The following is a 22,965-nucleotide window of genomic DNA, read 5'->3' as shown; positions in this document are numbered from 1 at the left end:
AGAATTATAGAGGTCTTCCAAAGAGGACTTGGTTTCAAGTCGTCGGCGTCGAGAACCAGACCCCTCGGTACGGTCGGGCGGTTCTATTGAACAAGGGCGATTGCCGGCCGAACAGGGTCATGTTGAGGAACTCTGTCAGGTACGTCTCGACCGCCTGAATGCCCTTTGACCCGGCTGGGCCGTCGGGCGAGGCGGAGCGTTGCAGTTCCAGGTCGGTGAAGCTCGAATGATGGAAGCCGTCGAAGACGACTCGGTAGCCGCCCGCTCGGATTGTCGCGGCGATCCCGGCCGTGTCGAGCGCGGCCTGATCGACCATTTGCTGATAGAGGCGGCGGTTCAGGCCGGACTGCTTGAGCTGCTGGGACGTCGGGTCGGAGGCGGCCAGGAACAGGAACGGCTTGCCGACGCCTGCGGTCTGGACGGGGCCCCACAAGGTGCCGTCGAGGTCGGCCCCGGTTCGGAACCGTGGGTCGGTGGCCACGAGCTGCGCCGCGGCGGCTCCGCCCAGCGAGTGGCCGACGACGGCGACATGGAGCAAGTCCAGGCGACCACGGAGCGGGCTCGGGACGGCTCCTGCGTTCATTCGCTCCAGTTGGTCGAGCACCGTGCGGGCGTCGGCCGCGACGATCTCGGTTTCCAGGACGCTCTCCGTCACGAGGCGATCGAACGGGAGCGTTTCGATGTCCGGCAGGCGCGACGGGACGACCCGGCCGTCGGGGAAGGCTGTGACGTCCGAGACCCCTGTGGGATTGACCCCCGCCACGACGTAGCCTCGGCTGGCCAGGTCCTCCGCATAGGCGGTGTAGAACTCGGGGGTTGAGCCTCGGCCTGGCAGAAGCACGATCACCGGGTAGGCCTGTTGCCGAGGCGACACCGGCGCACCGATCCACGCATGAGTCCGGATCGATGTCAGCATCTGCCGGACGTCATCGACGCTCAGCGTCGGGTCGGAACCCTCGTTGAGGTCGGCCGTCACGAACGGTGCGAACGCGTCGACGTTCGGGACGTAGGGGGCGCGCGGCGTCCCTGGCCGCATCCGCCCCGCCGGATACCAGAGCGTGACCATCAGGTCGCGCTGGGCGTTCGGGGCGGCCGAGAACGGGTCAGGACGCGCCGGGTCCACGACCTCGATCGAGGTTTGCCCCACCGGGTGAGGTCCGGACGGCCTCGGCAGGACGAGCGGGCTCGTTGCCTGGTTCCGGGCTTCGGCGATCGGGATGGTCTTTGCGCTCGCGACTTCGACTTCGCTGGCAGGCATCAGGTTCGGCGCTGCCAAGGGGGCCCGCAGTCCGCTGCTCAAGAGCGACCTTGATTCCAGCGATTCGACGGAGAAGTTCCCCGCGCGACGGGGGCGCGGCCGAAGTGGTAAGTGGTTCATGGTTCAGAGGACTCCTTGGGGTCTGGGAAAAGAAGGCATGCGGCGACGGGCACGCCCCTCGAGCCGAACGACTCGGGTGCGACGCCTTCTCACGGACAATTCCCGGTTTCCTCGGCGCGCGGAGCCCCCCGGCCGGCCGGCCTGTTGGACGGATCGGACCAGCGAGAGGCGACCCCTTTTGCACAGGGCTTAACTGAAGAGGGGGACGACCGCCCGAGCCCTGCGGATCCGGTCGAGGCCGGCGAACGACAAGCCAACGGCTCCGGTGATGGCTGCCTGCGCCACGCGGTGGAGCTCGTTGGGGGGAATGAGCTCGACGAACAACTCCACGGGGGCCGCGGGCCTCAGCGGATCGAACCCGGTGACGATCAAGGCTGCGAAGCCAGCGACCAGCAGGCCGAGGGTCAGGAACCAGCCGAGGGGCCGGCCGCAGCCGCGGTAGACCGCCCACCCGCCGATGACGACCGCTAGCGGGGAGACGTATCCGATCAAACGCACCGACGCGATCGCCACCCAGGCAACCACCGGGTGATCGGGCCGGCCGAACGCCCAGGCCAGCCCTACCAGGCTGGCAACGACCACCACCGCATGCGCGAGCAGGCCGGCGACGACGAGAAGCAAAGGCAGGATCACGAACGCGGCCAGGGGGTGGCGGCCCGCGAACGAGCTCGACCGGTAGGCCAAGACGGCCGCCCCGGCGATTTCCTCGGCCGTGCCGAGCCGTTCCTCCGCCTGGTCGCCGAGCTCCTCGGCATGGTCGCTGAGCTCCGTCAGCAACCGGTCGGCGTACGCGGGCGGCAGCCCGTTGCGCACCACCTCCGACCAGACCCGCTCAAGCCATGGCCGTGCCGGCATCGCCCCCTCCTTGAAGCACCCGGTTGACGGACGCAACCACGGCTTCCCATGCCGAAGTGGATTGGGTCAGCCGCTGGAGCCCGGCCGCCGTCACCCGGTAGACGATTCGGGTCCGCTTCCCCGCCTGCACCGACTCCCCGACGAGCAGCCCGTCCCGTTCCAGCCGGTGCAAAATCGGATAAATACACCCTTCGCCGAACTCAAGCTGGGTGTCGGTCGCTCGCGCAATCGATCGCACCAGCTCGTACCCGTGCATGGGCGTCCGAGCCAGCAGTTGCAGCACGAGCAGCTCCGGGACCCCATTGAGGAAGTCCGGGTTCGTTGGTTTGAGTTTGCTCATGCCGGCAGTATATACCTCGAGGTTCAAGGTAATCAAGCCGGTTCTGGGCGTGTCTTGCCGCCAGGAGTTTTGGGAGGGGCGGGGGACCCATTCTGGTCCGGTCCGTTTGGTTCAGATCAGGGGCCGTCGCGGGGGCAGCAGCGGAAACGGGTTCTGCTTGGAAATATGTTGTGATCGTTGGCAAAGACGGTTATCGTCCCAATTGTTGATTTTGGAAGTTGCACCGATCTCTCGGGATTTTCATTTCGCCGATGCACGCATTGGGATGATGCGGATTGATTGTGGGTTAGGCACGCTTGGTTGTTCGCGTCTTAATGGCTCGGCAGTGTAGGAATCCTGATGCCGATCCCTCTTCATCAGATTCGGACGCTGAGTCGCTCGAGCCGGACGCCTTGGCTCATTCTGGTTCTCCTGGTGTGCGCGACCGTGGGGTGGTCGCTCTGCCGTTCCGCTTCGCTCGACGTCGCTCGGACGCAGGCCGCGCTTTCGCGAACGACGGAGATTGCAAACAAGCGTGTTCATTACGTGACGCCCCGGCAATTGCTCGCCTCGAACGCGATGATGGATCGAAAGTTGTCAGCGCTCTCGGCGTTGGGCGACGACGGAGAGCGGCGCGACTGGCCGGAGCTGAGTGCCGGTCAACCCGTCGTCTTCGTGTTCGTCAAGGAAGGGTGTCCGTGCAACGTCGACTTCGAGCCGTTCTTCCACCGCGTCGAACGCCTCTATCGTGGGAGCGTTCGGTTCGCGGCGGTCATCGATGGCGATGTCGCGGCGGCGCGGGCCTATGCGGAGGAATTAAATGTCCCCTATCCGGTCCTGGCGGACCCTGAGCACGCACTGATCCGGAAGTTTGGGGCCGAGAATGGCGGCTATGTGGCGCTGCTGGCCGGGGACGGCACGATCGAAGGCTTTTGGCCCGGTTGCTCGGCCGACGGGCTCCGCGACCTCGGCCGGCGGATCGCTCGACTGGGAGAGATTGAAGAACGCCCACTCGACGTTTCCGGCATGACCCGTCCCTTGATTACGGGATGCCCGTTCGAGCTTTAAACGCAAAAAAACCATTCGTTTATATTTTTGGCGTCAGAGATGGCTTTGTTTGGGAATGCTCTTTTCGCCGTTCCGGAGCAGTCCCCACTTCCTGAGTTAAGGAGGCCGCCAAGGTGTCACCCTCATTTTATGAGAAACTCTCACGTCGCCGGCTGTTCAAGTACGGGGCCGCCGGCCTGACGGGCCTGGGCGCATACCGCGGTCTGCGGGCGCTGGGGACGGCCGCCGACGAGAAGGATCAACGGATCGTCGAGCCCACGAATATGGGTGGAGTCAAGGTCGAGCTCCCGCCTTACATTCTCCTTTCGCCGACGAAGTTGGGGGGCGGCACGCACGCGGTCAACACCCAGTCGATGAAGCAGCTTGCCTGGATCTCGTACTGGAACTACGGCGATACCTGCCCGATCTCGCACCACCTCTGCGCGTATCCGGCCGACGACGGCAAGGACCCGTTCAATGGCTTCGAGTTCATCAACTCGGCCCAGGGGGGTGAAAACGTGCTGATGTACGGCATTCCCACCCGGATCAAGGAGATGGGCCTGCTCGACCCGATTTACGGCCAGGGCAATCAGCTCTACCGCGTCCGCTACGACGGCAAGACCGGCCAGATGGAACTGATGGAGAACGTGGCCGAGACCACCGGGGTCGGCCTGGGAGTTCATACGACGGTCTACCCCGACGCCAGCGGATTCAGTTGCGCTGACGGTCAGAAAGACGTGGCCGCGTTCTTCAGCCGGGCCAGGGGACCTTCCGAGAAGACCAAGGTGCTCGCCGCGTTCAAGGCCGACTGGATCGCCAAGTCTCCCTACCTGGGGGAGAGCTGGGTGAAGGGGGGGACGATCCGGCTTCAGCGGCTCACCCCCTCGAAGGAAGAAGCGGGCGGGCTCCACTCCGCCGACGGTTATTACGACTACCGGGGGAGCAAGGGCAACAAGATCAACTACGAGATGGCCCCGATGGCTGAGCTCCTGGTCGAGCGCGGTCAGATCCCGGGCGACGCGCCCCACACCCTGACCGGACTCGACTTCGCGCTCCACGACCCGCGCGACCGATTCTCGGTCCTGGGCCTGCGGATGTGCGGCGGCGGGATCATCCTCGATCGGGCGAACTGGGAGCCGGTCTGCTTCATCAGTGCCGATGAGAATGGGAAGGATAACTACCCGCTCAAGAAGGTCAGCAGCAACCCGGATACCTGGGAGGTGACCCTCGACGGGGTCAGCAACCCGATCCACGAGTCGGGTTTCAACCCAACGATCGACCCGCCCGTCTTCTGCATGATGAACAACCTCCGGGCCAACAACGTCGCCATCATGGACGTGCGCGACGCCGACCCGCGCAAATGGAAGCGGCAGACCTTTCTCCGCGACGACGAATGGGTGGGAGAATATCCCTCCCCGTTTCACATCGGCTATTCGGTCGACGGCACCAAGTGTTTCTTCACCGTACTTCGGCCCAAGCCAATGCGAAGCGATATTTTTGTTGCCGACACGTCCACATGGAAAGTGATCAAGAAGTTTCGGAACATTGGTGTCGACTTGCAGACCTTGGCGGTCTCGCCTTGCGGCAAGTTCGTCTTCGCCATCTTCAGCGGGTTTCAGCGCCTGGAATCGGGCATCTTCGTCTTCCGTCAAGATACGCTCGAGCCACTCGGGTACATGCCCAATTTCGGCGGCCACCACGACTGCGTTCTCGTGCCAAAGAACACGCAAGAGCTGAAGTTCAGCCGCGTTTGCCAGGTCTAGAGCGGTTCCCGACCGGCTGGCGCACGGAAAAAGGGGACAGGCACCCGGCCTCCAAAGTGTTCGGCGAGATTCAAGGGCTCAGGGGCCGGGAGCCAGTCCCCTTTTTCCTCCGCTGTGCGCAATGCAAAGGAAAACCGCTCTAAGTCTCGCTCGCCTGGGAATCAAAAACCGAGAAATGAACATCACGCGATCGTCTCGACTCTTCTTCCGCTTGGCGATCCAGGGACTGGGCCATCGTCCGCTCCGGGCGGCCCTGCTGGCGCTGGCGGTCGCGGTGGGGGGCGCCTCGGTTTTCACGGCCACCGTGCTCCGTCGGGCGATCCAGAACAGTGCCGGAACGAGCCTGGATCGGCTGGGGGCCGACCTGATGGTCGTCTCCAAGGGGGCGACGGTCAACCTCACGGCCGCCTTGCTGACCGTCGAGCCCACCGAGGCGACGATCGATCCCACCACGATCGCGGCCCTCGCGGCACTCCCCGGGGTTGACGTGGCCGCGCCCCAGCGCTATTTCGGACTCCCCAGCGCCAGTGCCGACGCGTCGCACGGCGGCGGACAGATCGAGGACTTGATCGCGTTCGACCCGGACCGTGACTTCACCGTGCGCCCCTGGCTGATCGAGTCGCTGGGGCGCCGTTTTCGCCGGGGCGACCTGATCGTCGGCGGCCGGCGGCCCGAGACGGTCGGCGGCACGGTCAGGCTGTTCAATCGCGACTTTACCGTCTACGGGCGACTCGCCCTCACCGGGGTCGGCCCGTTCGAGCGTGCGATGTTCGCCTCGTTCGCGACCGTTTCTGATATCGCGCAGGCCGCTCGAGTTCTGTCGGGGCGCGCGTTCGCGACGGGCCTCGACACCGACCGCGCCACGGCCCTGCTTGTGCGGCTTCGGGTGGGGGCGACCCCGGAACAGTTCCGGTTCGCGGCGGCGCGGCGGCCCCACGTCCAGGTGGTCGCGGGCAACGGGCTGAGCACCTCCGTTCGCCAGGCCCTGCGGCTGGTCCTGGGGGGCTCGGTCGTCTTCTCCGGCCTGATCTTATTCACCACGGCCTTGATGGTGGCCGCTCTCTACACCGGCCTCCTCAGCGAGCGACGACGCGAGCTCGGTCTGCTGCTGGCGGTCGGGATGCGCCCCCTCCAACTCGTCGGGCTGATCCTGGCCGAGGCCGCCCTGACGACCGGCCTCGGAGGGGTCTGCGGGGTCGTTCTCGGGGCAGGGGGCCTGATCCTCTTCGAACGGACCCTCGGCTATCAGTTCCAGCAGTATCAGGTCCCATTCGTCCTGCCCGGCCCGGCGTTCTTGATCGGCGCGGGGGTGGTCAGCAGCCTGCTCTGTGCCGTCGTAGGGCTCGCCGGCGCGGTGCTGCCGGCCTGGCGTGCCGGTCGCGCTGAGCCCTATGCGCTGGTCCGTGGGGAGGGGGCCTGATGCTCGTCTCCACGCGTGGCCTGGGGCGGACCTACCACACGATCCGCGGGCCGATCGTCGCGGTCGATGGCGTCGACCTGGAGATCGAACCTGGGGAATTCGTCGTGATCTGCGGGCGGTCGGGCTCCGGGAAGTCGACGCTCCTGGGGATGATCGGAGGGCTTTGCCGCCCCTCGGCGGGCCTGGTCTCGATCGGCGGCACGGACCTCCACGCGCTCTCGCCCAAGGGCCTGGCTGACTTCCGTGCCCGCCGTCTCGGCTTTTTGTTCCAGTTCGCCGGGCTCTTGCCGAACCTCCGCGCGATCGACAATGTGGCGCTTCCCGCCCTCCTCGGCGCCGTGGAGCAACCCGACGCCTACGAGCGGGCGCGGGACCTGCTCGGTCAGGTCGGCCTGGCCGAGCGTTGGGACGCCTATCCGGGCGAACTCTCGGGCGGCCAGCAACGCCGAGTCGCCGTCGCCCGCGCGCTGATCAACCGGCCCGCCCTGCTGCTGGCTGACGAACCGACCAACGACCTCGACGAACAGGCCGAGTGGGAAGTGCTCAGTCTGTTGCAGGACCTCCACCGATCGCACGCGACGACCCTGGTCGTCGTCACCCACGACCAGGCGCTGGCGGCCCGGGCCGACCGCGTGGTGACCCTCCGGTCGGGGCGCATCGTCTCGGCCCCACGCCCTGCCCACGTGCTTGCCGAGGTTGCGTCCCGCAACGCCGCGGTGGCCGTCGCGGACTCCGCGCCGGCCGGCCCTGACGGCCCGTTCGAGGCCGGGCCGGACGCCTTGGCGGCGGTCGTGCCGACGCCGCCGGGGGCCGGGTTTGTTCGGTTCCTCCTCGGGTTTCTCGGATGGGTCGCCGTCGCCGCCGGGGCGCTCTACGCCTGCGACACCCTCTCGGCCCGATTCCAAGGGCAGGCCATCGAGCGGCGGGTCACCGAGCGCAAGAAGGCGGAAGAGCTGGCGATGCAGCAACTCCGCGCTGACATCCACGACGTCGTCTATCAACCCGATGGCGGCTATGAGGTCACGATCTACCTCGAGAACTTTGCGCCGGACAAGCCGTTCTACGTGCTCGGTCCCGAGCTCCGCGCCTTCGTCCAGGTCGACCGGGGCTGGCAGCCGATCCCGATCCGTCGGGCCGACCCCGACAATGACAACGACCGGGTGCAGGACGTTCGAGGCGGCCGCCGGCTTGTCCCGTTCACACTTCGGATCGACATCGATCGCTATGACGAGCTGATCGCCGGTTACTTTCACCTCCGACTCACCAGCGTCATGGTCGTCAGCGAGTCCGCCGAGCCCACGGATGACCTCTTTGAACGGACCGACGACTACTACGTCTACCTGAAGCCCCAGCGGCTCAGCGACGACGACATCCGCGCCCGGAACCAATGGAAACCAGGCGCCATCGTCCCGCGCTGGATCCCGATGCCCGCCCACTGAACCTCCGAAAGTCTCCCCCTTCAGCCCAGTCCTGTTGGCAGCGCGTGGAGAGCCGCTTCGACCTTTCCCGTTGTGACCCCTCCGGTTAAACTAAGGTTCAAGAACAGGGATGCGCCTGATCAAAAGAGCCGAGGTCGACCATGCCCGCGACTGCCTCCCGACGTGAGATCCTCCGAGCCGGCCTCGCCGGGTTTGGCATGTTGTCACTCCCGGGGATGCTCCGGCTCCGCGAGGCGTCGGCCGCCACGGTCGCGCCGCGCGAGCGGACGGCGGTGATCGTGGTCTGGCTCCGCGGTGGGTGCAGCCACCTCGACACCTACGACCCCAAGCCCGACGCCCCGAGCGAGTTCCGCGGCCCGTTCGCCACGATCGAGACGAAGACGCCCGGCTTGCAGTTCACGGAGCTGATCCCGCGTCAGGCGGCGATCTCCGATCGCTTCACCGTGCTCCGCTCCTTGGCCCACACCGGGGGCGGCCACCCGGCCGGCTCGCTGCAACTCCTCAGCGGCGACCCCGACGCCCAGGATAAGCCGGGGCCGAAATACCCCGATTTCATGTCGGTGGCCCACTACTTGCGATCCGACTCCCGGCGCGCGCTTCCGAACTACATCGGCGTCAACCCGATCACGCGGTACGATAACTTTCAGATCGCCGGGCCGGCCTATCTTGGCGGGTCTTACGAGCCGTTCGCGCTCCATGGTGATCCCAGTGCGCCCGATTTCCGGGTGCCGAACGTGGGGCTCTCTCACCCGTCTCAGGCCGACCGGCTCCGTGGTCGGCTCCGGCTCAGCCACTCGTTCGACGACTTCCGGCGCGATCTTGACGCCTCCGGCACGGTCGAGGCCATCGATCGATTCGAGTCGCAGGCGCTCGACCTGCTGACCAGCCCGGAGGCCGCCCGCGCGTTCGACCTGACCCGGGAAGACCCGAAGCTCCGCGAGCGGTACGGCCTGAACCAGTGGGGCCAGCAGTGCCTGATGGCCCGGCGGCTGGTGGAGGCGGGTGTCGAGGTGGTTACGACCACGTTCGACGGCCCCCTCTGCGGTCGGGTGGCGAACTGGGACGACCACGCCGTGAACCACCACGTGTTCGACGCTCTCAAGTTCCGCGCCACCTATTTCGACCAGGCGGTCTCGGCCTTGATTGAAGATGTTTACGCCCGTGGCCTCGACAAGCGCGTGCTCGTCGTCGTGACCGGCGAGTTCGGCCGGACCCCTCGAATCAGCTACGTCGCCAGCAGCGGCGGCGGCCAGGCGAGCGCCCCGGCGGGAACCGTACAGCCGGGCCGCGACCACTGGCCACGCGCCAACTCGATGATCTGGGCGGGCGGTGGCATCACGACCGGCCGGGTGATCGGCGCCACCGACCGTCGCGGCGAAGACGTGACCGACCGCCGAGTCGGCCCGCAAGACTTCCTCGCCACCATCTACCAGCACCTCGGCATCGACTACGCCAGCGTCACCATCCCCGACCACGCCGGCCGCCCCACCCCGATCGTCACCAACGGCCAGGCGATTCCCGAGTTGATCGCCACCGCATGACCGGCCCGTTGCAAGCTCAAGCTTCGTGGGCGGTCGTAACTGGTGTCAGAGTCTGTCCCATAAGTGGAACAAGTGGGTGCCAGACGACGTAGCAAGGGGATGAGAACCCATCACTACCCCAGCGACATCACCGACGTCGGAGGCGTTCATCAAGCTGGCGAGGATCCAGCTGATGCTCCATCGCCTTGAGCCCTCGGACGTGGGCGACGAATTCCATCATCCGAGGCCGCTGGCGGCATGATGTCGATATTCAGCAGGCCCGCCCGTCGGGACGATCCATGCCGTTGAGTTTGCCCCTGGGAGTAGGGGGCGCCTTGTCGAGAACGGCGGCCGAGGGTTCGAGGATGAGTTGTTTGCGCTTTCGGTCGACAGTGAGCCATCGCGTCACATCGTCGGCCGGGAGTAGTGCGGACCAATCGATTTCCTCAACTGAGAGTACCGACCGATTGAGCAGCAGCGTAAACGCCCATAGCTCATCATAGTTGGTACCGATCACCAACCAGGCACGGCCGAGAATGCAGGGGCTCGGGCCGTCGAGGATGTATTGGTCCGGCACGAAGCCATCACACCAGTAAAAGCGACCGACGATGTGACTGAGCCCGGCGAGTTCGTCGCAGACGCGATACTCGAGTCTCCCCCAATAGTCGGATTCGTCCACGGGATCTTATCCCCTCATCGCCAAGAGAATCTATGGCAGTAGAACGCAACCAGCCTCCAGTAATTCTAACGCGAGCGGAGCTGCCTATCACCCTTATGGGACAGACTCTGAGCCGCCGTGATCAGGCTTGGGGACGGTTCCCGCGCGGTTTTCGCCCGCCTCGGAATCGAATTCAGCAGGCGAGCTTCCCGGACGCAAGGGCGGCCCACCAGTTGGGCTTCCTCTTCCTCACTTCCTTCGAGAAATTCCCTGGATTCATTCTTCCGTTGCGGTCGCGACGATAGTATTGTGGAGCTTCGTTGGAAGCTTGTTTAACAGACGGTCTGCTCCCGCGGTCGGAGCGCGGAGGTGCCTCGAAATGAGCCGGACGACTCTGAGTCTGAGCCTGGTCCTGGCAACGGGCTTGCTGGCCGGGGGATCAAATGCCTGGGCGGGCACGCCTGACGCGGCGTCGGAGAGCTTTTTTGAGCTCAAGGTGCGGCCGGTGCTCGCCAGCACGTGCGTGAAGTGCCACGGCGCGAAAAAGGCGAGCGGCGGGCTCCGGCTCGACTCACGGGAGGCGATGCTGGCCGGCGGCGAGAATGGTCCGGCCCTGGTCCCGGGCGATCCCGAGGGGAGCCTGCTGATTCAGGCGGTCCGTCACGCTGACGAATCGCTCAAGATGCCCCCCACCAAGCCGCTTCAGAAGACGGTCCAGGACGACCTGGTCGCGTGGGTTGCCGCCGGTGCCCCTTGGCCGAAGGCCGCTGCGGCGAAGCCGATCGAGGGGCAGGCGCACTGGGCGTTCGAGCCGCTGCGGGCCGTCGTGCCACCCGGAGATTCCACCGGCTGGGGCACTCAGCCGATCGACCGGTTCATCGCCGCGGGGCAGCAGGCCAAGGGGCTCCACCCGGTCGCGAAAGCCGACCGTCGCGCCTTGGTCCGCCGAGCATACTTTGACCTGATCGGCCTGCCGCCCGAGCCCGATCGGGTCGAGGCGTTCGTGGCCGATGAGCGGCCGGACGCCTTTGCTCGGCTGGTCGAGGAGTTGCTTGCATCGCCCGGCTACGGCGAGCGCTGGGGACGGTACTGGCTCGACCTCGCGCGGTATGCCGACACGGCCGGGGATAACTCCGACTACCCGATCCGCGAGGCTTACCTCTATCGCGACTACGTGATCGACGCATTCAATGCCGACATTCCGTACGACCGGTTCCTCCACGAGCAGATCGCGGGCGACATTCTGGCCGGAGACGGCCCAAGCGACGACTACGCCCGCCGGGTCATCGCCACCGGGTTTGTCGCCCAGGCGAAGCGGTTCGGCACGACGAAGCTCGAGGACATCCACCAGATCATCGAAGACACGCTCAATACGACCGGCCAGGTCGTGCTCGGGCTCTCCCTCCGCTGCGCCCGCTGCCACGACCACAAGTTCGACCCGATCACGGCCCGCGACTACTACGCGCTCTACGGCTTCTTCGCAGGCGCCAAATATCCGTTCGCCGGGGCCGAGGAAGACCGCAAGCCGAGCGAGTTCGCGCCGCTCGTGCCGCCGGACCGGCTCAAGGACTTCGAGACGAAGCAAGCCGAGCACCTCGCCCGGCTCAAGGCGAACCTTGCCGAGGCCGAGACCCGCGGCGAGGCCACGAAGCGGGTGCGCGACCTCGGCTTTGCGGTGGCCGAGGCGGAGTTTCTCGCGGGCGCGGCCGGGACGAGCGAACGGGCCGAGGCGCTCGAGACCGCGAAGGTCGAGCTGGCCAAGGCCATCCGGAACCGCGAGAGCCAACTCCACCAACTTCGCGGCGAGATCAAGCAGGTCACCGAGGCGGGGCCGCTGGCCCTCGCCCCCTCGGCCTACGCCGTCCGCGACGGCAATCCGACCGACGTGAAACTGCAAGTCGGCGGCGACCCGCACAAGCTCGGCGAACTCGTCACGCGCGGAGTTCCCAAGGTGCTTGAACCCGACGGGACCATCGACCTGCCCGCGACGGGCAGTGGCCGGCTCGCGCTGGCCCGCTGGCTCACCGAGGGCGCGCCGCGGCACCTGACCGCCCGGGTGATGGTCAACCGGATCTGGCAGCACCACTTCGGCAAAGCGATCGTGGCGACCCCCTCCGACTTCGGCCTCCGAGGCATCCCGCCGACCCACCCCGAATTGCTCGACTGGCTGGCCGCCGACTTCATCGCCCAAGGGTGGTCGGTCAAGGCGATCCACCGTCGGATCATGCTCTCGGAGACCTATCAGCTTGCCTCCGAACATGATTCGGCCGATGCGGCGATCGACACCGGCAACACCTACTACTGGCGGTTCGATCGCCGCCCCCTGGATGCCGAAGCGCTGCGCGACAGCCTGCTCGCCCTGGGGGGCAACCTGCAACGCGACCGACCGGGGCCGCAGCCGTTTCCCGACGTGAACACATGGAGGTATACCGCGCACCACCAGTTCAAGGCGCTCTACCCGTCGGAGCACAGGAGCGTCTACCTGATGGTGCAGCGACTCCACCCGCACCCGTACCTGGCCCTCTTCAACGGCCCTGATACGAGTGTGACGACCCCCGCTCGCGATAGCTCGACCGTCGCCTTGCAGGCGCTCTACCTCCTGAACAACCCGTTCGTGCACGACCAGTCGCAACGGTTCGCGGGTCGATTGCTCGCCGATGGGGCCGACCTGTCGGCGCGACTCCGGCTCGCCTACCTTCGCGCGTTCGGCCGCGTACCGACGGCCGACGAACAGAACAGGGCAGGGGCGTTCCTGACGCGTTACGAACGGAGCCTCGCCGACGAAGGGGTGCCCGCCGACCGCCGCCCTGGCGAGGCCTGGGCCGGCTTGACCCGGGCGCTACTTGCTTCCAACGAATTCCTCTATGTCGACTGACTGAAGCACGACCGAAAGGGAGGAGCCAGGACATGGCGCTTGAATCGCCCAACCGGAGGTCCGTGCTCCGCCAGGCCTCGGCATTTGCCATGGCCGGCGGTCTGGGGCTCTATCGTCAGCTCTCGATCGCCGCCGCGGCGAACGCGGGGCACCCGCTCGCGCCTCGACCAGGCCACTTCCCGGCCAAGGCGAAGCACCTGATCGTCTTCTTTATGACGGGTGGATTTTCGCATCTCGATACGTTTGATTATAAGCCGAAGTTGCAACAAGACCATGACAAGAAGGTTGGCAACCGCAAGGTGCTGGCCTCGCCCTACAAGTTCCGGCCGCGGGGGGCGAGCGGCAAGATGGTCAGTGAGCTGTTCGAGCACGTCGGCGGCGTCATTGACGACGTCTGCTTCCTGCACACGGTCCACGGCGACTCGGCCGGACACTCGGCTGCGACCCTGGGCATGCACACCGGCTCGGTCACGATCCCGATGCCGAGCATCGGCTCGTGGGTGAGCTACGGCCTGGGCACGCTCAACACGAACCTGCCTTCGTTCGTGGTGCTGGCGGCGAAAGAGCCGTACAACGGGTTCCAGGTCTGGGACTCGAACTTCCTGCCCGCCTACCACAAAGGGGTGCGGGTGGTCCCGGGCCCAAGCCCCCTTCCCGATGCCAAGAGCCCGATCGCGTCGGTCACGAGGCGGGAGCTCGAGGGCCTGATGCTTCGCGACCTCAACGAGGCCCACCTCACGGCCCGCGACGGCGACGTCGCCCTGGCGTCGCGGATGACCACGTTCGACACCGCCTACGGCCTGATGCGCGAAGCGCCCGAAGCGTTCGACCTGGGCCGGGAGTCGCGCACCTCCTTGGAATCGTACGGCGCGAAGGCCGACGACCCCGGCTCGTTCGCCGCCCAGTGCGTCGTGGCCCGCCGCTTGATCGAACGCGGGGTGCGGGTCGTCGAATTGTTCGACGTCGGCTCGAACACGAACTGGGACAGCCACAATGACATCGACGACCACCGCGCCCTGTCGCGCAACATCGATCGGCCGATGGCTGCGCTGGTGAACGACCTGAAACAGCGCGGTTTGCTCGAGGAGACCTTGATCGTCGGCTGCTCCGAGTTCGGCCGGACCCCCTGGCAAGACCTGACTCCCAAAGGCCGGGGCCACCACAGCCGCTGCTTCACCTGCTTCCTGGTCGGTGGCGGCGTGAAGGGCGGGTTCAGCTTCGGCGTCTCCGACGAGTACGGCGACGGCCCGGCCGAGAACCCGGTCCACGTCCACGACCTCCACGCCACCATCCTGCATCTGATGGGACTCGACCACACCCGCCTGACCTACCGCTACTCGGGCCGCGACTTCCGGCTCACCGACGTCCACGGGAACGTGGTTCGTGACGTAATCGCGTGAAGATGAATTGCTGTTCCGCAAGTGTGCGGTGAGCGATAAGTCGAAGGGGCGGACCGAGGCGAAATTCGCATCGATCCGCCCTGGCCGTCGGTTCGGCAATGGGCAACCCCAACGGCGGAGTCTGTCGCCCTGTTGCCGGGGGACTCCTCGTCCATCGGAAGCCAGGGAGCGATCCGCTCCCCGCTCGCCTTTGCAAGGCGAGCGAAGACCAAAACGACCCAGGGACGGCACCGATCGTGGTGCCAGGGATTTCGCCCGCTTGGACGTCGAGCGGGGAGCGGATCGCTCCCTGGCTTTGGGCCTTTGCATAGGCTGGTTCCTTTGTCACCGTGGCAACGGCACCGGGTTGATTCCCCACATCGGGCCGGCGTGAGGATCGCTCACCGGGCGACTCCAATCGAAACCGCAGGCCCTGGAATTCGATCGAGTCAGGAAAGTTTTTTGAAAGCGCCGGCGTGTCTCATGGCACTATTGGCCATGAGACGCGTTATGGGGAGAGAGGTTAAGGAGATGACGATCGAGAGGGACGGCGGATTGCTCCGGTCGGTCAGGAGCCTCTTTGAGGCGGGGACGACCGGGGGGCTGACCGACGGACAACTGCTCGACCGGTTCCTCACCCATCGGGATGAGGCGGCGTTCGAGGCGTTGGTGACCCGGCACGGTCCGATGGTGTTCGACGTCTGCCGCAACGTGCTCAACGATCCCCACGACGCGGAGGACGCCTTTCAGGCCACCTTCCTGATCCTGGCATGGCGGGCCGGGTCGATCCGACTGCGGGATTCGCTCGGGAGCTGGCTCTTCGGGGTCGCCCGACGCGCCGCGAACCGGTTGAGAACGGATCAGGCGCGTCGCCGCGGCCATGAGCGAAAGGTCGCGGTGAGGACGGAGACAGGAGCCGACCGCAACGGAACGCCCCTGGATCTCTCCCTGCTCCACGAAGAGGTGGGCCGGCTTCCGGAGAAATACCGCGAGCCGGTGATCCTCTGCTATCTCGAGGGCCTGACCTATGAGGCGGCCGCGGATCGGCTGGACTGCCCTGTGGGGACGATCAGCGTGCGGTTGATGAGGGCCAAGGAGCGGTTGAAGTCGCGTCTGCTGCGTCGAGGTTGGATGGTCCCTGGCGAGCTTCCTGGCGTCGGGATCATCCCGAGAGCGGCGGTCCCTCCTGCGCTCGTGGAGGCCACGACGCAAACAGCGTTGACGCTCACGACCGGCCAGGGTGTTTTCACGGGCGTGATTTCAATAACAGTGCTGACACTCACTCAAGGAGTTATCGGATCCATGTTAATGACCAAATTGAAGCTCGCCGCGATGGGCGCTGTGGCGCTGGTTCTGCTCGGGGTCGGCGGGAGGACCCTGATCGGGCAGCAGGAGACCGCGGGCCAGCCGAAGCCGGAATCCGTGCCGGCTGACCTCGCCAAGTCGTCGCCCACCGAGGCGGCCCCCGACGACATTGCCGCACTCAAGAAACTGGTCGAGTCGGCCCGCCGTCGCCGGGAGGTTCAGCAGCCGTTTTACGACCAAGGACGGATCAGCCTTGACCGATTTCTCGACGCATTAACCCAGGAGAAGAACGCCGAGTTGCAACTCGCCATCACTCCGGATGAGAAAGTGGCTGCGGTTGCGGAGTACCTTGATCGAGTCGAGGAAGTGGCGAAGAAGGCGCGACTGTTACACGAGGCTGCGCGGGGCACTGTTGCGGACATCGCGGAAGTGGAGCTACGCTATGCGCAAGGCGAGATGGAACTGCGACGTGCCCGGACATCCATGGGCCCCCTCGATCTCGAGTCGCTGGATCGACGTGTTCGCGCCCTTGAAACGAAACTGGACCTGATTTTGCGGTCACTTCCCCCCGCTCGGTCCCCTCGTCCTTCCAATTAAATCGTGAATGCAAATTCGGTTCGGGTACGTAAGGACCCCCACCTATGTGGAAATTTTCCGATTAAAGGGTCGAGAACGAGGCCTCCGAAAACCCTGACCGCGAACTGACGGAGACCGACTCGACCTTGATCGTAAATGCGTCTCCGCCGTCGACCTGGAGGCGGAAGGTCTTTCCGTCCATGACGCCTTGCATAAACGACTCGTTGTCTGGTAACTCGAATTGTCCGGAACGGGTCCCGGGGGCTTCTTCCGGGGACTCGATCGTTCCCTCAACTTCGGTAATGGCCTGGCCGTCTTCATCGGCCAATGACGCGTGGAACGGCTCCATGACTTGGTGACCTCCTCATGGATCAATCGGATTCGCCAACGGGACGACCCTCCCCGAGTGGGTCGCCGCGCCGTAACGGTGGTTGGGTCGGGACCGCCCGCAACGCAACCCAAACGCGGGCCGTTGCGTGTTGGCTCAGCCGTCGCTGGCCTCGGCCGGTGTTGCGAGTGTGGGGAGCGCCTCCTTGACCTGTTTGAGAAGCTCGGCGGGGAGGATCGCCTTGAGTTGCTCGAACGCCTGGGGGAGGAACTTCTCGATCTGCTCGGCGCTGAAGCCGGCGTGGGAGAGTCCCGTCAGCAGGTGGGGCCCGTGCTCGGCGTGGCTGCCGAACAGTTTGCCGGCCAAGCCCGTGACCATGCCCAGGAGGCCCGAGCCCGTCCCCCCTGGTTCGGGCTCATGGGCCGAGAGCAACTCCGATGCGCCTGGGATGGCGGCTTGCAGTTTGCTGAAGAGGTCGGGCGGGAGACTCTTCTGGAGGAAAGTCAGCAAGGTCCCGAGACCCTTCTTGACCATCTCGCCGTCGATCCCGGTTTGTGAGGACAGTGCAGTGACGAGGTCGGTCATCGCAATCGCTCCTCTTTTGTGGTTCGTCGGACGCTGCGGGTCAGTCACGAGCGACAACGGATCAGGGCCGGCCGCGAGGGTGTGGTGGCCCTCGGTCCAGGGCCGACGACGGAACGGAGAGGGCGCTGGGGCCGCCGAACAAGGACGGCCCGGATCCCGCCGGCCGTAGATCGAGGCCGATGGTGTTACTGTCGCAGAGAGCGAGGTCGACGGGGTTCCCTTACTTATCACTTGCCAGGCTCTCGGCCGCAAGTCAAATCATCAGAATTTGCAAGATCGCTGAATTTCATCGTGCCGATGGCGCCGACCTCGGGGTTTGGGGGTCGGTTTTCGGTCGACTTGCCAGCGAAGGTCGTGTCTTGTGAGGCCGGGACGAGGCTGCTTCTCTGAAATCGTTCAGGATGTTTCAATTTGCCGGAAGTGATACGCTAGGTGAAAGGTGCTCAGGGACAAAAAGGCCGGGGGCCGAGTATGGACCCAGCCACCCAGACGTGAGCAACACAGCGGTAAACCGCTGTGGGCCGGCAGATTTTGAGAGTGAGGGCCAGATGAATCCGACACCGACGAACGTTCTTTCTCAACTTCTCGAGCCGGTCGGTCAGATGATGCCCGTCGAATTCGCCAACCAACTGTTGGCCATGCGGGCGACACCTGAGGTGCAGACCCGAATTGACGAACTGGCCGAAAAGAGTAATGAAGGTGAACTCACCGACGAGGAGCGGGCTGAGTATCTTGCCTACGTCGACGCTATTGATGTTATCAGCATTCTTCAGGCCAAGGCCCGGTCGGTACTGGCCCAGCGGCCGAACGGCTGATGGATGCCGCGACCCGGCGGCTCGTTCGCCAGAGAGCCCACGAGCGATGCGAATATTGTCGTCTGCCCCAGGCGGCCCAGCCATTCGTCGCCTTTCACGTTGAACACATCATTGCGAGGCAGCATGGCGGGGGAGACAACCCGGACAATCTTTGTGTCGCCTGTGAACGATGCAACGCATTCAAGGGGCCGAATCTTACGGGCATTGATCCCGAGACCGGAAGCATCGAGCGACTTTTTGACCCCAGGCATCAACTCTGGGGCGAGCATTTTGCGTTTCGGGACCCGGCAATTTCGGGCCTTACGCCGGTCGGCAGAACGACTGTCGAAGTACTCGCTATGAATGAGGGGCGGCGGGTTCAGCTTCGGGCCGAACTCCTAGCCCGCGGCGAATTTTAGTCCTGCGAGAAAATCGGTGTCAATACTTAATTTTACGCGGACAAATCTAAATGAACATTGATTGTTGATGGATGTATTGCCGTGTTTCAGGACCGCTGACAAAAACAGCTTCTTGATTTCTGAGGGGACGGGTGGTCCGATTCCGGGAAGTCGTTTCGTCAGCGTTCCCAACGGTTGCAAGCGGGTTGGATGAAGGTGCGGAAAGTGCAGGTCACCCCGATCCGTCACTTATTCCCTGGTCCCACCGTCAGCGTCACCGGCTGATTCTGGAAGAGCAGCTTCGATTTCAGTTCGAACCCCTTGCCCAGGGGGCGATACTCAAACGGCCCGGCCCCGAACGGATCCTTGATGTCCTTGAGCTTGTCGGGACCGCCGCGGACCACGGCGATCGCCGCCTTGAGCATTGTCAGCCTGGCCTCGTTCCGACGTAGAGTGACGAGGACCGTGTCCGAGGTCGTGAGGAAGTAGGCCGCGAGCGGATGGGCGGCCTCGGTCTTTTTCTTGAACTCCGGGTATCGTGCGTCGAACTCGGCCGTGGGCAAGGCGACCAAGGCCGCCAGGTCGTCGCAGACGGGTAACAAGTCTTCCGTCAACTGGACGGCCCGCTCGATCGTATCGACGCGGTTGATGACGTCCAGGCCCCCCGGCCGATCCGTTGCGTCCTTCCAGACTTTTCTCCAGGCTCCCTTTTTTCTCGCTTCCGCGGTCCGCATCTTCTCGATCAGCCAGCGGATCGTATGTTCCTTCTCCATGGTCAGGTACGCCTGCTGGAACGTTGCGCCCGGTGGCAGCGTTTCGTAAGCGGACAGGATTCCGGGGGCGAGCGCTTGCAGATCCGGTAGGTTGGCGGCCATCAGGTCGATCGCCGTCCCCTCGATCAGGTAACGCACCAGGATGCTGATGACGATGGGGTCGGAGCCGACGTGGCGGGCCAGGGCCAGAATGGCGGCGGCGTCCTCGGCGGCGGCCTCGACGTGGCCCTGCGCGATCTCGTGCCGCGCGTGGAGGGCGGCCAGGCGGGCCAGGTCTCGGGCCTTGGCGAGGTGCGGGAGAAGGAGGCCCATGCCGTCTTGGTAATCCAGGCCCCAGTCGCAGTCGCGCAATTTCGCCCCGCGGAGCAGGGACTGACGACTCTCCCCGAATGCGGCGATGAGCTCGAGCGCCGGGCCGTCGAGGGGGATCTTGTTCCAGTCCGCGAGGCGATTCTCCTGGTTCTTGTCGAGGCTCGGCATCAGGGCGAAGGCTTGCCAGTACTTCAGGGCCGCGTTGGCTGCGAGGCTGTGCCCGGCGTCACGGGGCGGTGGGTCCACTGCGGCGGCGGAGGCGCTCGGCAGGGCGAGCGCCAGGCTCAGGGCCATCGAGATTGCGACGAGGTTTCCGCTTCGCATCATCAGAGTTCTCCTGTGAGGGCTCGTCCTTCGGGGTCGGGCCGGTGGAACGCGCGGGTGCGCACGAGTTGGGGGTCGAGTCCGTGGTCGCGGACGGCGTGCCGATCGAGCAGGCGATCCAGGGCTTCGGGCGATTGGGCGAGGGCCTCTCGATAGGCACGGAGCGAGGGCAACCTGTCTTCAGGTCGATCGGGTGGTACGGGCAGGGGGGTGACGATGGCCGGCTTGGTGTCGGCGCCACGGTCGCCGCCTCGTCCGAGGAGGAGGGCCAGCAGGCAAGCGGCGGCGGTCAGTCCGCCGGCGAGGGCGATCCTCCCGAATCGTCGGTTCATCTTGGTCGTGGAGCCGGCCAGCCGATCGGCGACGCGTCGCTTCAGGTCGGTCGAGAGCTCCGTGGGGCGAAAGGCCCGCAGTTCGGTTTCGAGCGGGTCGGGGATCTCGTTCATGGGGTCGGCTCCTCAGCCAGCCGTTCGCGCAGCTTGGCCAGTGCGTAGCGGTAGCGGGACGCGGCGGTGTTGACCGAGATCTGCGCGGCTTCGGCGATCTGCGGGAAAGAGAGGCCGCCCCAGACCTTCATCACCAGCACCTCGCGCTGGGGCTCGGGCAGGCTCCGGAGAACGGCCTCAATCGCTTCCCGGCGCTCTTCTTGCCCCAGCGGGCCGGTCAGCGAGTCCTCGGCTTCCGCTTCCGGGCGGGCCGCGACCTCCTCCCGCCTCGACCGTCGCTCCCGGCTGCGCTGCCAGTTCAGGGCGCAGTGCTGTACGCAGGTGTAAAGATAGGCGGTCGGATCGTTCGCCCGCTGGCGAGATCGCCAGAAGCGAACGAACGCTTCCTGCACGACGTCCTCGGCGTCGGCTCGGCTCGCCACGCGTTGCCGCGCCAGCAGGACCAGCGTCGCGCCGTGTCGGTCGAGCCAGGCTTCCCATTCATCCGGATCGCCCGCCATTGCATCACCCTCGGCCTCAGACAGAAGTCTCTCTCTCAACTAGACCCCGCCGGACCGGTCTCCTGTCTAATCACCGGGCCCCGAATTCACGAGGCGGAACCTGGAAATTCGTGAATACGGCCATTCGGATTCAACGCCTGGCCCGTGAGAGCGAATTCTCTTGCCGTTGTAGCGGGGGGGGGGGTGGGGGGGGCCAGTCCGCTTCGTCGCAACTTCCCCTCGGTCAATGGCTCACGGGTTGAGAATGACCGTGGCACCCAGGAGCAGTCGCATGGCCGAGACGACCTATCAGAAAATCAAGCATCACCGTGGCCCGCCGCTTCAGCGACTTATTTTGAAAACATCGAATGTGTTTGTTTTCTGTTTGTCGAATGTGCATAATTTTCTTGATAGTTTGAATTAAGGAGTTCATGGATATGGGCAAGGCTTGACTCCGGAAGTGCGACGGCGTAATAATCCTAATTAGTTTGCTGCTGATTTTGCTCGCTTCTGGTCTGCACGGAGGGTCAACGATGTTGCATCATCCGCGCCCGCGTACCCCCCTATCGCGAGCTGTCCGTCCGTCGATTGAAGGTCTTGAATCCCGCGAGGTCATGAGTGCGATGATGGTCCCGCACGCGGAGATCTCCACATTGCGCGCGGGGCATCAGCATGCTGTTTCGACCATCGCCCAACTTCCCAACGCACCGAGTCGAACGGTGTCCACGGTTCCTGCCACTGGCGATGTGAACCCGTACGGGGTCGTGTTCGTCCCCCTCGGGTTTGCCCGCGGCGGGACGATCCGGCATGGGGACGTGCTGGTCTCGAACTTCAACAACAGTGACAACTTGCAGGGCACGGGCACGACCATCATGCGGGTCACGCCCAACAACCAGGCCTCGGTCTTCTTCCAGGCCCCGGCGGGGTCGGGCCTGACGACCGCGCTGGGGGTGCTCAAGCGTGGGTTCGTGTTGGTCGGCAACGTCCCAAGCACCGATGGCACCTCCGCGACTGCGATGGCCGGCTCACTCATGGTTCTCGACAAGCACGGTAAGCTCGTCGCGAACCTGACCAACCCCAACCTGCTGAACGGGCCGTGGGACCTCACCGTCTTTGACCAGGGCAATCGCGCCTCGGTGTTCGTCTCGAACGTGCTCAGCGGGACCGTGACCCGGCTGAACCTACGGCTGCCGGCAGGGGGAGGGGTCCAGGTGGTTTCGGAGACCCAGATCGCCTCGGGTTACACCCACCAGGGCGATCCGGCCGCGTTCGAGATCGGTCCGACCGGCCTGGTCTATGACCACGCGACGGATACCCTCTTCGTCGCCTCGACGGGCGACAACGCCGTCTATGCGGTGCCACACGCCGGCCGGACCCAGGTCGACGGCGGGACCGGCACGGTGATCTACCAGGATGACGCCCACCTCCACGGCCCGCTCGGGATGACCACGGCTGCCGACGGCAACCTGATCGTCGCCAACGGCGACGCCGTTAACCCCGATCCGAACAACCCGAGCACGCTGGTCGAATTTACCCGCCGGGGCCAGTTCGTCGGCCAGTTCTCGCTCAGCACCAGCCCCGGAGGCGCGTTCGGCATCGCCACCGCGCCGGACGGAACGCAGCTCGCGGCCGTGAACGACATCACCAACTCGGTCACGATCTGGAGGATTCGCCGCAAGAGCTAACCGAGTCGCGATCGGCGGCCTGGCCGAGAGAGCTGAGCCCGTTCCCAGGCCGCCCTGATTCGCTCGCCCTTGTCGGGATCTCCGCCCCTGCGCCATCCTTACTGAATGCTGTCGGAATTGTATCCGTGACATACCAATAAAGGCATGTCGTTGCGCGTGTCAGACGCTTGCCAGGCCTGTCAGTCACCGGTCTGATTCCACGGAAGCAGGCCTTCGCTCCCGCCCGATTGTGCGATCGGCTCCGGCCACCCCTCCCGTTGTGCGTCTTGCTTCACCGTTGGCCCGAAAGGCCACCCGATTCGATGGC

General features: G+C 65.2%; 20 protein-coding genes. 11 read left to right on the top strand and 9 right to left on the bottom strand.

What is annotated here, in order from left to right; all coding sequences use genetic code 11:
- Positions 1-34: 34 nt before the first annotated feature.
- From BUS42_RS19560 to BUS42_RS19550, 3 genes are all read right to left on the bottom strand, one after another.
- A complete protein-coding gene (locus tag BUS42_RS19560; RefSeq protein ID WP_083670342.1) occupies positions 35-1,378 on the bottom strand; it encodes an alpha/beta hydrolase family protein in 1,344 nt (447 codons plus the stop codon).
- Between the two features lie 189 nt (positions 1,379-1,567).
- Positions 1,568-2,233 (bottom strand): hypothetical protein, encoded by a 666-nt coding sequence (locus BUS42_RS19555; RefSeq protein WP_074308946.1) that lies wholly within the window; start codon positions 2,231-2,233, stop codon positions 1,568-1,570.
- Positions 2,211-2,573: a PadR family transcriptional regulator gene (locus tag BUS42_RS19550; protein ID WP_074308944.1), complete on the bottom strand. Its 363-nt coding sequence runs from the start codon at positions 2,571-2,573 to the stop codon at positions 2,211-2,213. Before BUS42_RS19550 ends, BUS42_RS19555 begins: the two co-directional genes overlap by 23 nt.
- Before the next feature lie 339 nt (positions 2,574-2,912).
- On the opposite strand from BUS42_RS19550, the gene BUS42_RS19545 reads away from it, so the two are divergent.
- The 5 genes from BUS42_RS19545 to BUS42_RS19525 all read left to right on the top strand — a co-directional run bounded on the left by BUS42_RS19545 (position 2,913) and on the right by BUS42_RS19525 (position 9,762).
- Positions 2,913-3,620 (top strand): peroxiredoxin family protein, encoded by a 708-nt coding sequence (locus BUS42_RS19545; RefSeq protein WP_074308942.1) that lies wholly within the window; start codon positions 2,913-2,915, stop codon positions 3,618-3,620.
- Positions 3,621-3,733: 113 nt separating this feature from the next.
- Complete coding sequence (locus tag BUS42_RS19540) at positions 3,734-5,362, top strand: hypothetical protein (protein WP_074308940.1); 1,629 nt, start codon at positions 3,734-3,736, stop codon at positions 5,360-5,362.
- A gap of 175 nt (positions 5,363-5,537) precedes the next feature.
- Positions 5,538-6,782, top strand: a complete 1,245-nt coding sequence (locus BUS42_RS19535; protein WP_074308938.1) for an ABC transporter permease — start codon at positions 5,538-5,540, stop codon at positions 6,780-6,782.
- Positions 6,782-8,221, top strand: coding sequence for an ABC transporter ATP-binding protein (locus BUS42_RS19530; protein ID WP_074308936.1), 1,440 nt, complete (start codon positions 6,782-6,784; stop codon positions 8,219-8,221). The genes BUS42_RS19535 and BUS42_RS19530 overlap by 1 nt, the downstream gene beginning before the upstream one ends.
- Before the next feature lie 140 nt (positions 8,222-8,361).
- On the top strand, positions 8,362-9,762 hold the full coding sequence (locus tag BUS42_RS19525) for a DUF1501 domain-containing protein (protein ID WP_074308934.1): 1,401 nt from the start codon (positions 8,362-8,364) through the stop codon (positions 9,760-9,762).
- A 250-nt stretch (positions 9,763-10,012) separates the two neighbouring features.
- Here the strand turns inward: BUS42_RS19525 and BUS42_RS19520 are convergent, their stop codons facing one another.
- Positions 10,013-10,420 carry a hypothetical protein gene (locus tag BUS42_RS19520; protein ID WP_074308932.1) on the bottom strand — a complete coding sequence of 136 codons (408 nt, stop codon included), beginning with the start codon at positions 10,418-10,420 and terminating at the stop codon, positions 10,013-10,015.
- 358 nt (positions 10,421-10,778) lie between these two features.
- Here BUS42_RS19520 and BUS42_RS19515 point away from each other — a divergent pair, with 358 nt between their 5' ends.
- The 3 genes from BUS42_RS19515 to BUS42_RS19505 all read left to right on the top strand — a co-directional run bounded on the left by BUS42_RS19515 (position 10,779) and on the right by BUS42_RS19505 (position 16,555).
- Entirely contained in the window at positions 10,779-13,274 is a 2,496-nt protein-coding gene (locus BUS42_RS19515) for a PSD1 and planctomycete cytochrome C domain-containing protein (RefSeq protein WP_074308930.1), read from the top strand.
- A gap of 32 nt (positions 13,275-13,306) precedes the next feature.
- Positions 13,307-14,674 (top strand): DUF1501 domain-containing protein, encoded by a 1,368-nt coding sequence (locus BUS42_RS19510; protein WP_074308928.1) that lies wholly within the window; start codon positions 13,307-13,309, stop codon positions 14,672-14,674.
- 510 nt (positions 14,675-15,184) lie between these two features.
- Entirely contained in the window at positions 15,185-16,555 is a 1,371-nt protein-coding gene (locus BUS42_RS19505) for an RNA polymerase sigma factor (RefSeq protein ID WP_074308925.1), read from the top strand.
- Between the two features lie 61 nt (positions 16,556-16,616).
- Here the strand turns inward: BUS42_RS19505 and BUS42_RS19500 are convergent, their stop codons facing one another.
- Positions 16,617-16,883, bottom strand: coding sequence for a hypothetical protein (locus BUS42_RS19500; protein WP_074308923.1), 267 nt, complete (start codon positions 16,881-16,883; stop codon positions 16,617-16,619).
- Between the two features lie 135 nt (positions 16,884-17,018).
- On the bottom strand, positions 17,019-17,447 hold the full coding sequence (locus BUS42_RS19495; protein WP_074308921.1) for a DUF2780 domain-containing protein: 429 nt from the start codon (positions 17,445-17,447) through the stop codon (positions 17,019-17,021).
- Positions 17,448-17,995: 548 nt separating this feature from the next.
- Here BUS42_RS19495 and BUS42_RS19490 point away from each other — a divergent pair.
- Positions 17,996-18,262 (top strand): hypothetical protein, encoded by a 267-nt coding sequence (locus BUS42_RS19490; RefSeq protein WP_074308919.1) that lies wholly within the window; start codon positions 17,996-17,998, stop codon positions 18,260-18,262.
- Entirely contained in the window at positions 18,262-18,660 is a 399-nt protein-coding gene (locus tag BUS42_RS46570) for an HNH endonuclease (protein WP_074308918.1), read from the top strand. Before BUS42_RS19490 ends, BUS42_RS46570 begins: the two co-directional genes overlap by 1 nt.
- A 224-nt stretch (positions 18,661-18,884) precedes the next feature.
- On the opposite strand, the gene BUS42_RS19480 is transcribed toward BUS42_RS46570, so the two are convergent.
- Genes BUS42_RS19480 through BUS42_RS19470 form a run of 3 tightly spaced genes read right to left on the bottom strand, consistent with a single transcriptional unit; the run spans position 18,885 to position 21,033 of the window.
- Positions 18,885-20,051: a hypothetical protein gene (locus BUS42_RS19480; protein WP_254053619.1), complete on the bottom strand. Its 1,167-nt coding sequence runs from the start codon at positions 20,049-20,051 to the stop codon at positions 18,885-18,887.
- A complete protein-coding gene (locus BUS42_RS19475) occupies positions 20,051-20,494 on the bottom strand; it encodes a hypothetical protein (protein WP_074308913.1) in 444 nt (147 codons plus the stop codon). Before BUS42_RS19475 ends, BUS42_RS19480 begins: the two co-directional genes overlap by 1 nt.
- Positions 20,491-21,033, bottom strand: coding sequence for an RNA polymerase sigma factor (locus tag BUS42_RS19470; protein WP_254053618.1), 543 nt, complete (start codon positions 21,031-21,033; stop codon positions 20,491-20,493). Before BUS42_RS19470 ends, BUS42_RS19475 begins: the two co-directional genes overlap by 4 nt.
- Positions 21,034-21,692: 659 nt before the next feature.
- Here BUS42_RS19470 and BUS42_RS19465 point away from each other — a divergent pair.
- Entirely contained in the window at positions 21,693-22,658 is a 966-nt protein-coding gene (locus BUS42_RS19465) for an NHL repeat-containing protein (RefSeq protein ID WP_254053617.1), read from the top strand.
- Positions 22,659-22,965 lie beyond the last annotated feature (307 nt).

Origin of the sequence: Singulisphaera sp. GP187 (assembly GCF_900129635.1) — a bacterium.
GTDB lineage: Bacteria > Planctomycetota > Planctomycetia > Isosphaerales > Isosphaeraceae > Singulisphaera.
Note: the sequence above shows the minus strand (reverse complement) of the source record. Positions and strands in the feature narration are given on the sequence as shown.

Bases quoted from the DNA above. Each gene is read 5' to 3' on its own strand.
- BUS42_RS19560 (WP_083670342.1), bottom strand. From the start codon at position 1,378: ATGAACCACTTACCACTTCGGCCGCGCCCCCGTCGCGCGGGGAACTTC.
- BUS42_RS19555 (WP_074308946.1), bottom strand. From the start codon at position 2,233: ATGCCGGCACGGCCATGGCTTGAGCGGGTCTGGTCGGAGGTGGTGCGC.
- BUS42_RS19550 (WP_074308944.1), bottom strand. From the start codon at position 2,573: ATGAGCAAACTCAAACCAACGAACCCGGACTTCCTCAATGGGGTCCCG.
- BUS42_RS19545 (WP_074308942.1), top strand. From the start codon at position 2,913: ATGCCGATCCCTCTTCATCAGATTCGGACGCTGAGTCGCTCGAGCCGG.
- BUS42_RS19535 (WP_074308938.1), top strand. From the start codon at position 5,538: ATGAACATCACGCGATCGTCTCGACTCTTCTTCCGCTTGGCGATCCAG.
- BUS42_RS19530 (WP_074308936.1), top strand. From the start codon at position 6,782: ATGCTCGTCTCCACGCGTGGCCTGGGGCGGACCTACCACACGATCCGC.
- BUS42_RS19525 (WP_074308934.1), top strand. From the start codon at position 8,362: ATGCCCGCGACTGCCTCCCGACGTGAGATCCTCCGAGCCGGCCTCGCC.
- BUS42_RS19515 (WP_074308930.1), top strand. From the start codon at position 10,779: ATGAGCCGGACGACTCTGAGTCTGAGCCTGGTCCTGGCAACGGGCTTG.
- BUS42_RS19510 (WP_074308928.1), top strand. From the start codon at position 13,307: ATGGCGCTTGAATCGCCCAACCGGAGGTCCGTGCTCCGCCAGGCCTCG.
- BUS42_RS19505 (WP_074308925.1), top strand. From the start codon at position 15,185: ATGACGATCGAGAGGGACGGCGGATTGCTCCGGTCGGTCAGGAGCCTC.
- BUS42_RS19500 (WP_074308923.1), bottom strand. From the start codon at position 16,883: ATGGAGCCGTTCCACGCGTCATTGGCCGATGAAGACGGCCAGGCCATT.
- BUS42_RS19495 (WP_074308921.1), bottom strand. From the start codon at position 17,447: ATGACCGACCTCGTCACTGCACTGTCCTCACAAACCGGGATCGACGGC.
- BUS42_RS19490 (WP_074308919.1), top strand. From the start codon at position 17,996: ATGAATCCGACACCGACGAACGTTCTTTCTCAACTTCTCGAGCCGGTC.
- BUS42_RS46570 (WP_074308918.1), top strand. From the start codon at position 18,262: ATGGATGCCGCGACCCGGCGGCTCGTTCGCCAGAGAGCCCACGAGCGA.
- BUS42_RS19480 (WP_254053619.1), bottom strand. From the start codon at position 20,051: ATGATGCGAAGCGGAAACCTCGTCGCAATCTCGATGGCCCTGAGCCTG.
- BUS42_RS19475 (WP_074308913.1), bottom strand. From the start codon at position 20,494: ATGAACGAGATCCCCGACCCGCTCGAAACCGAACTGCGGGCCTTTCGC.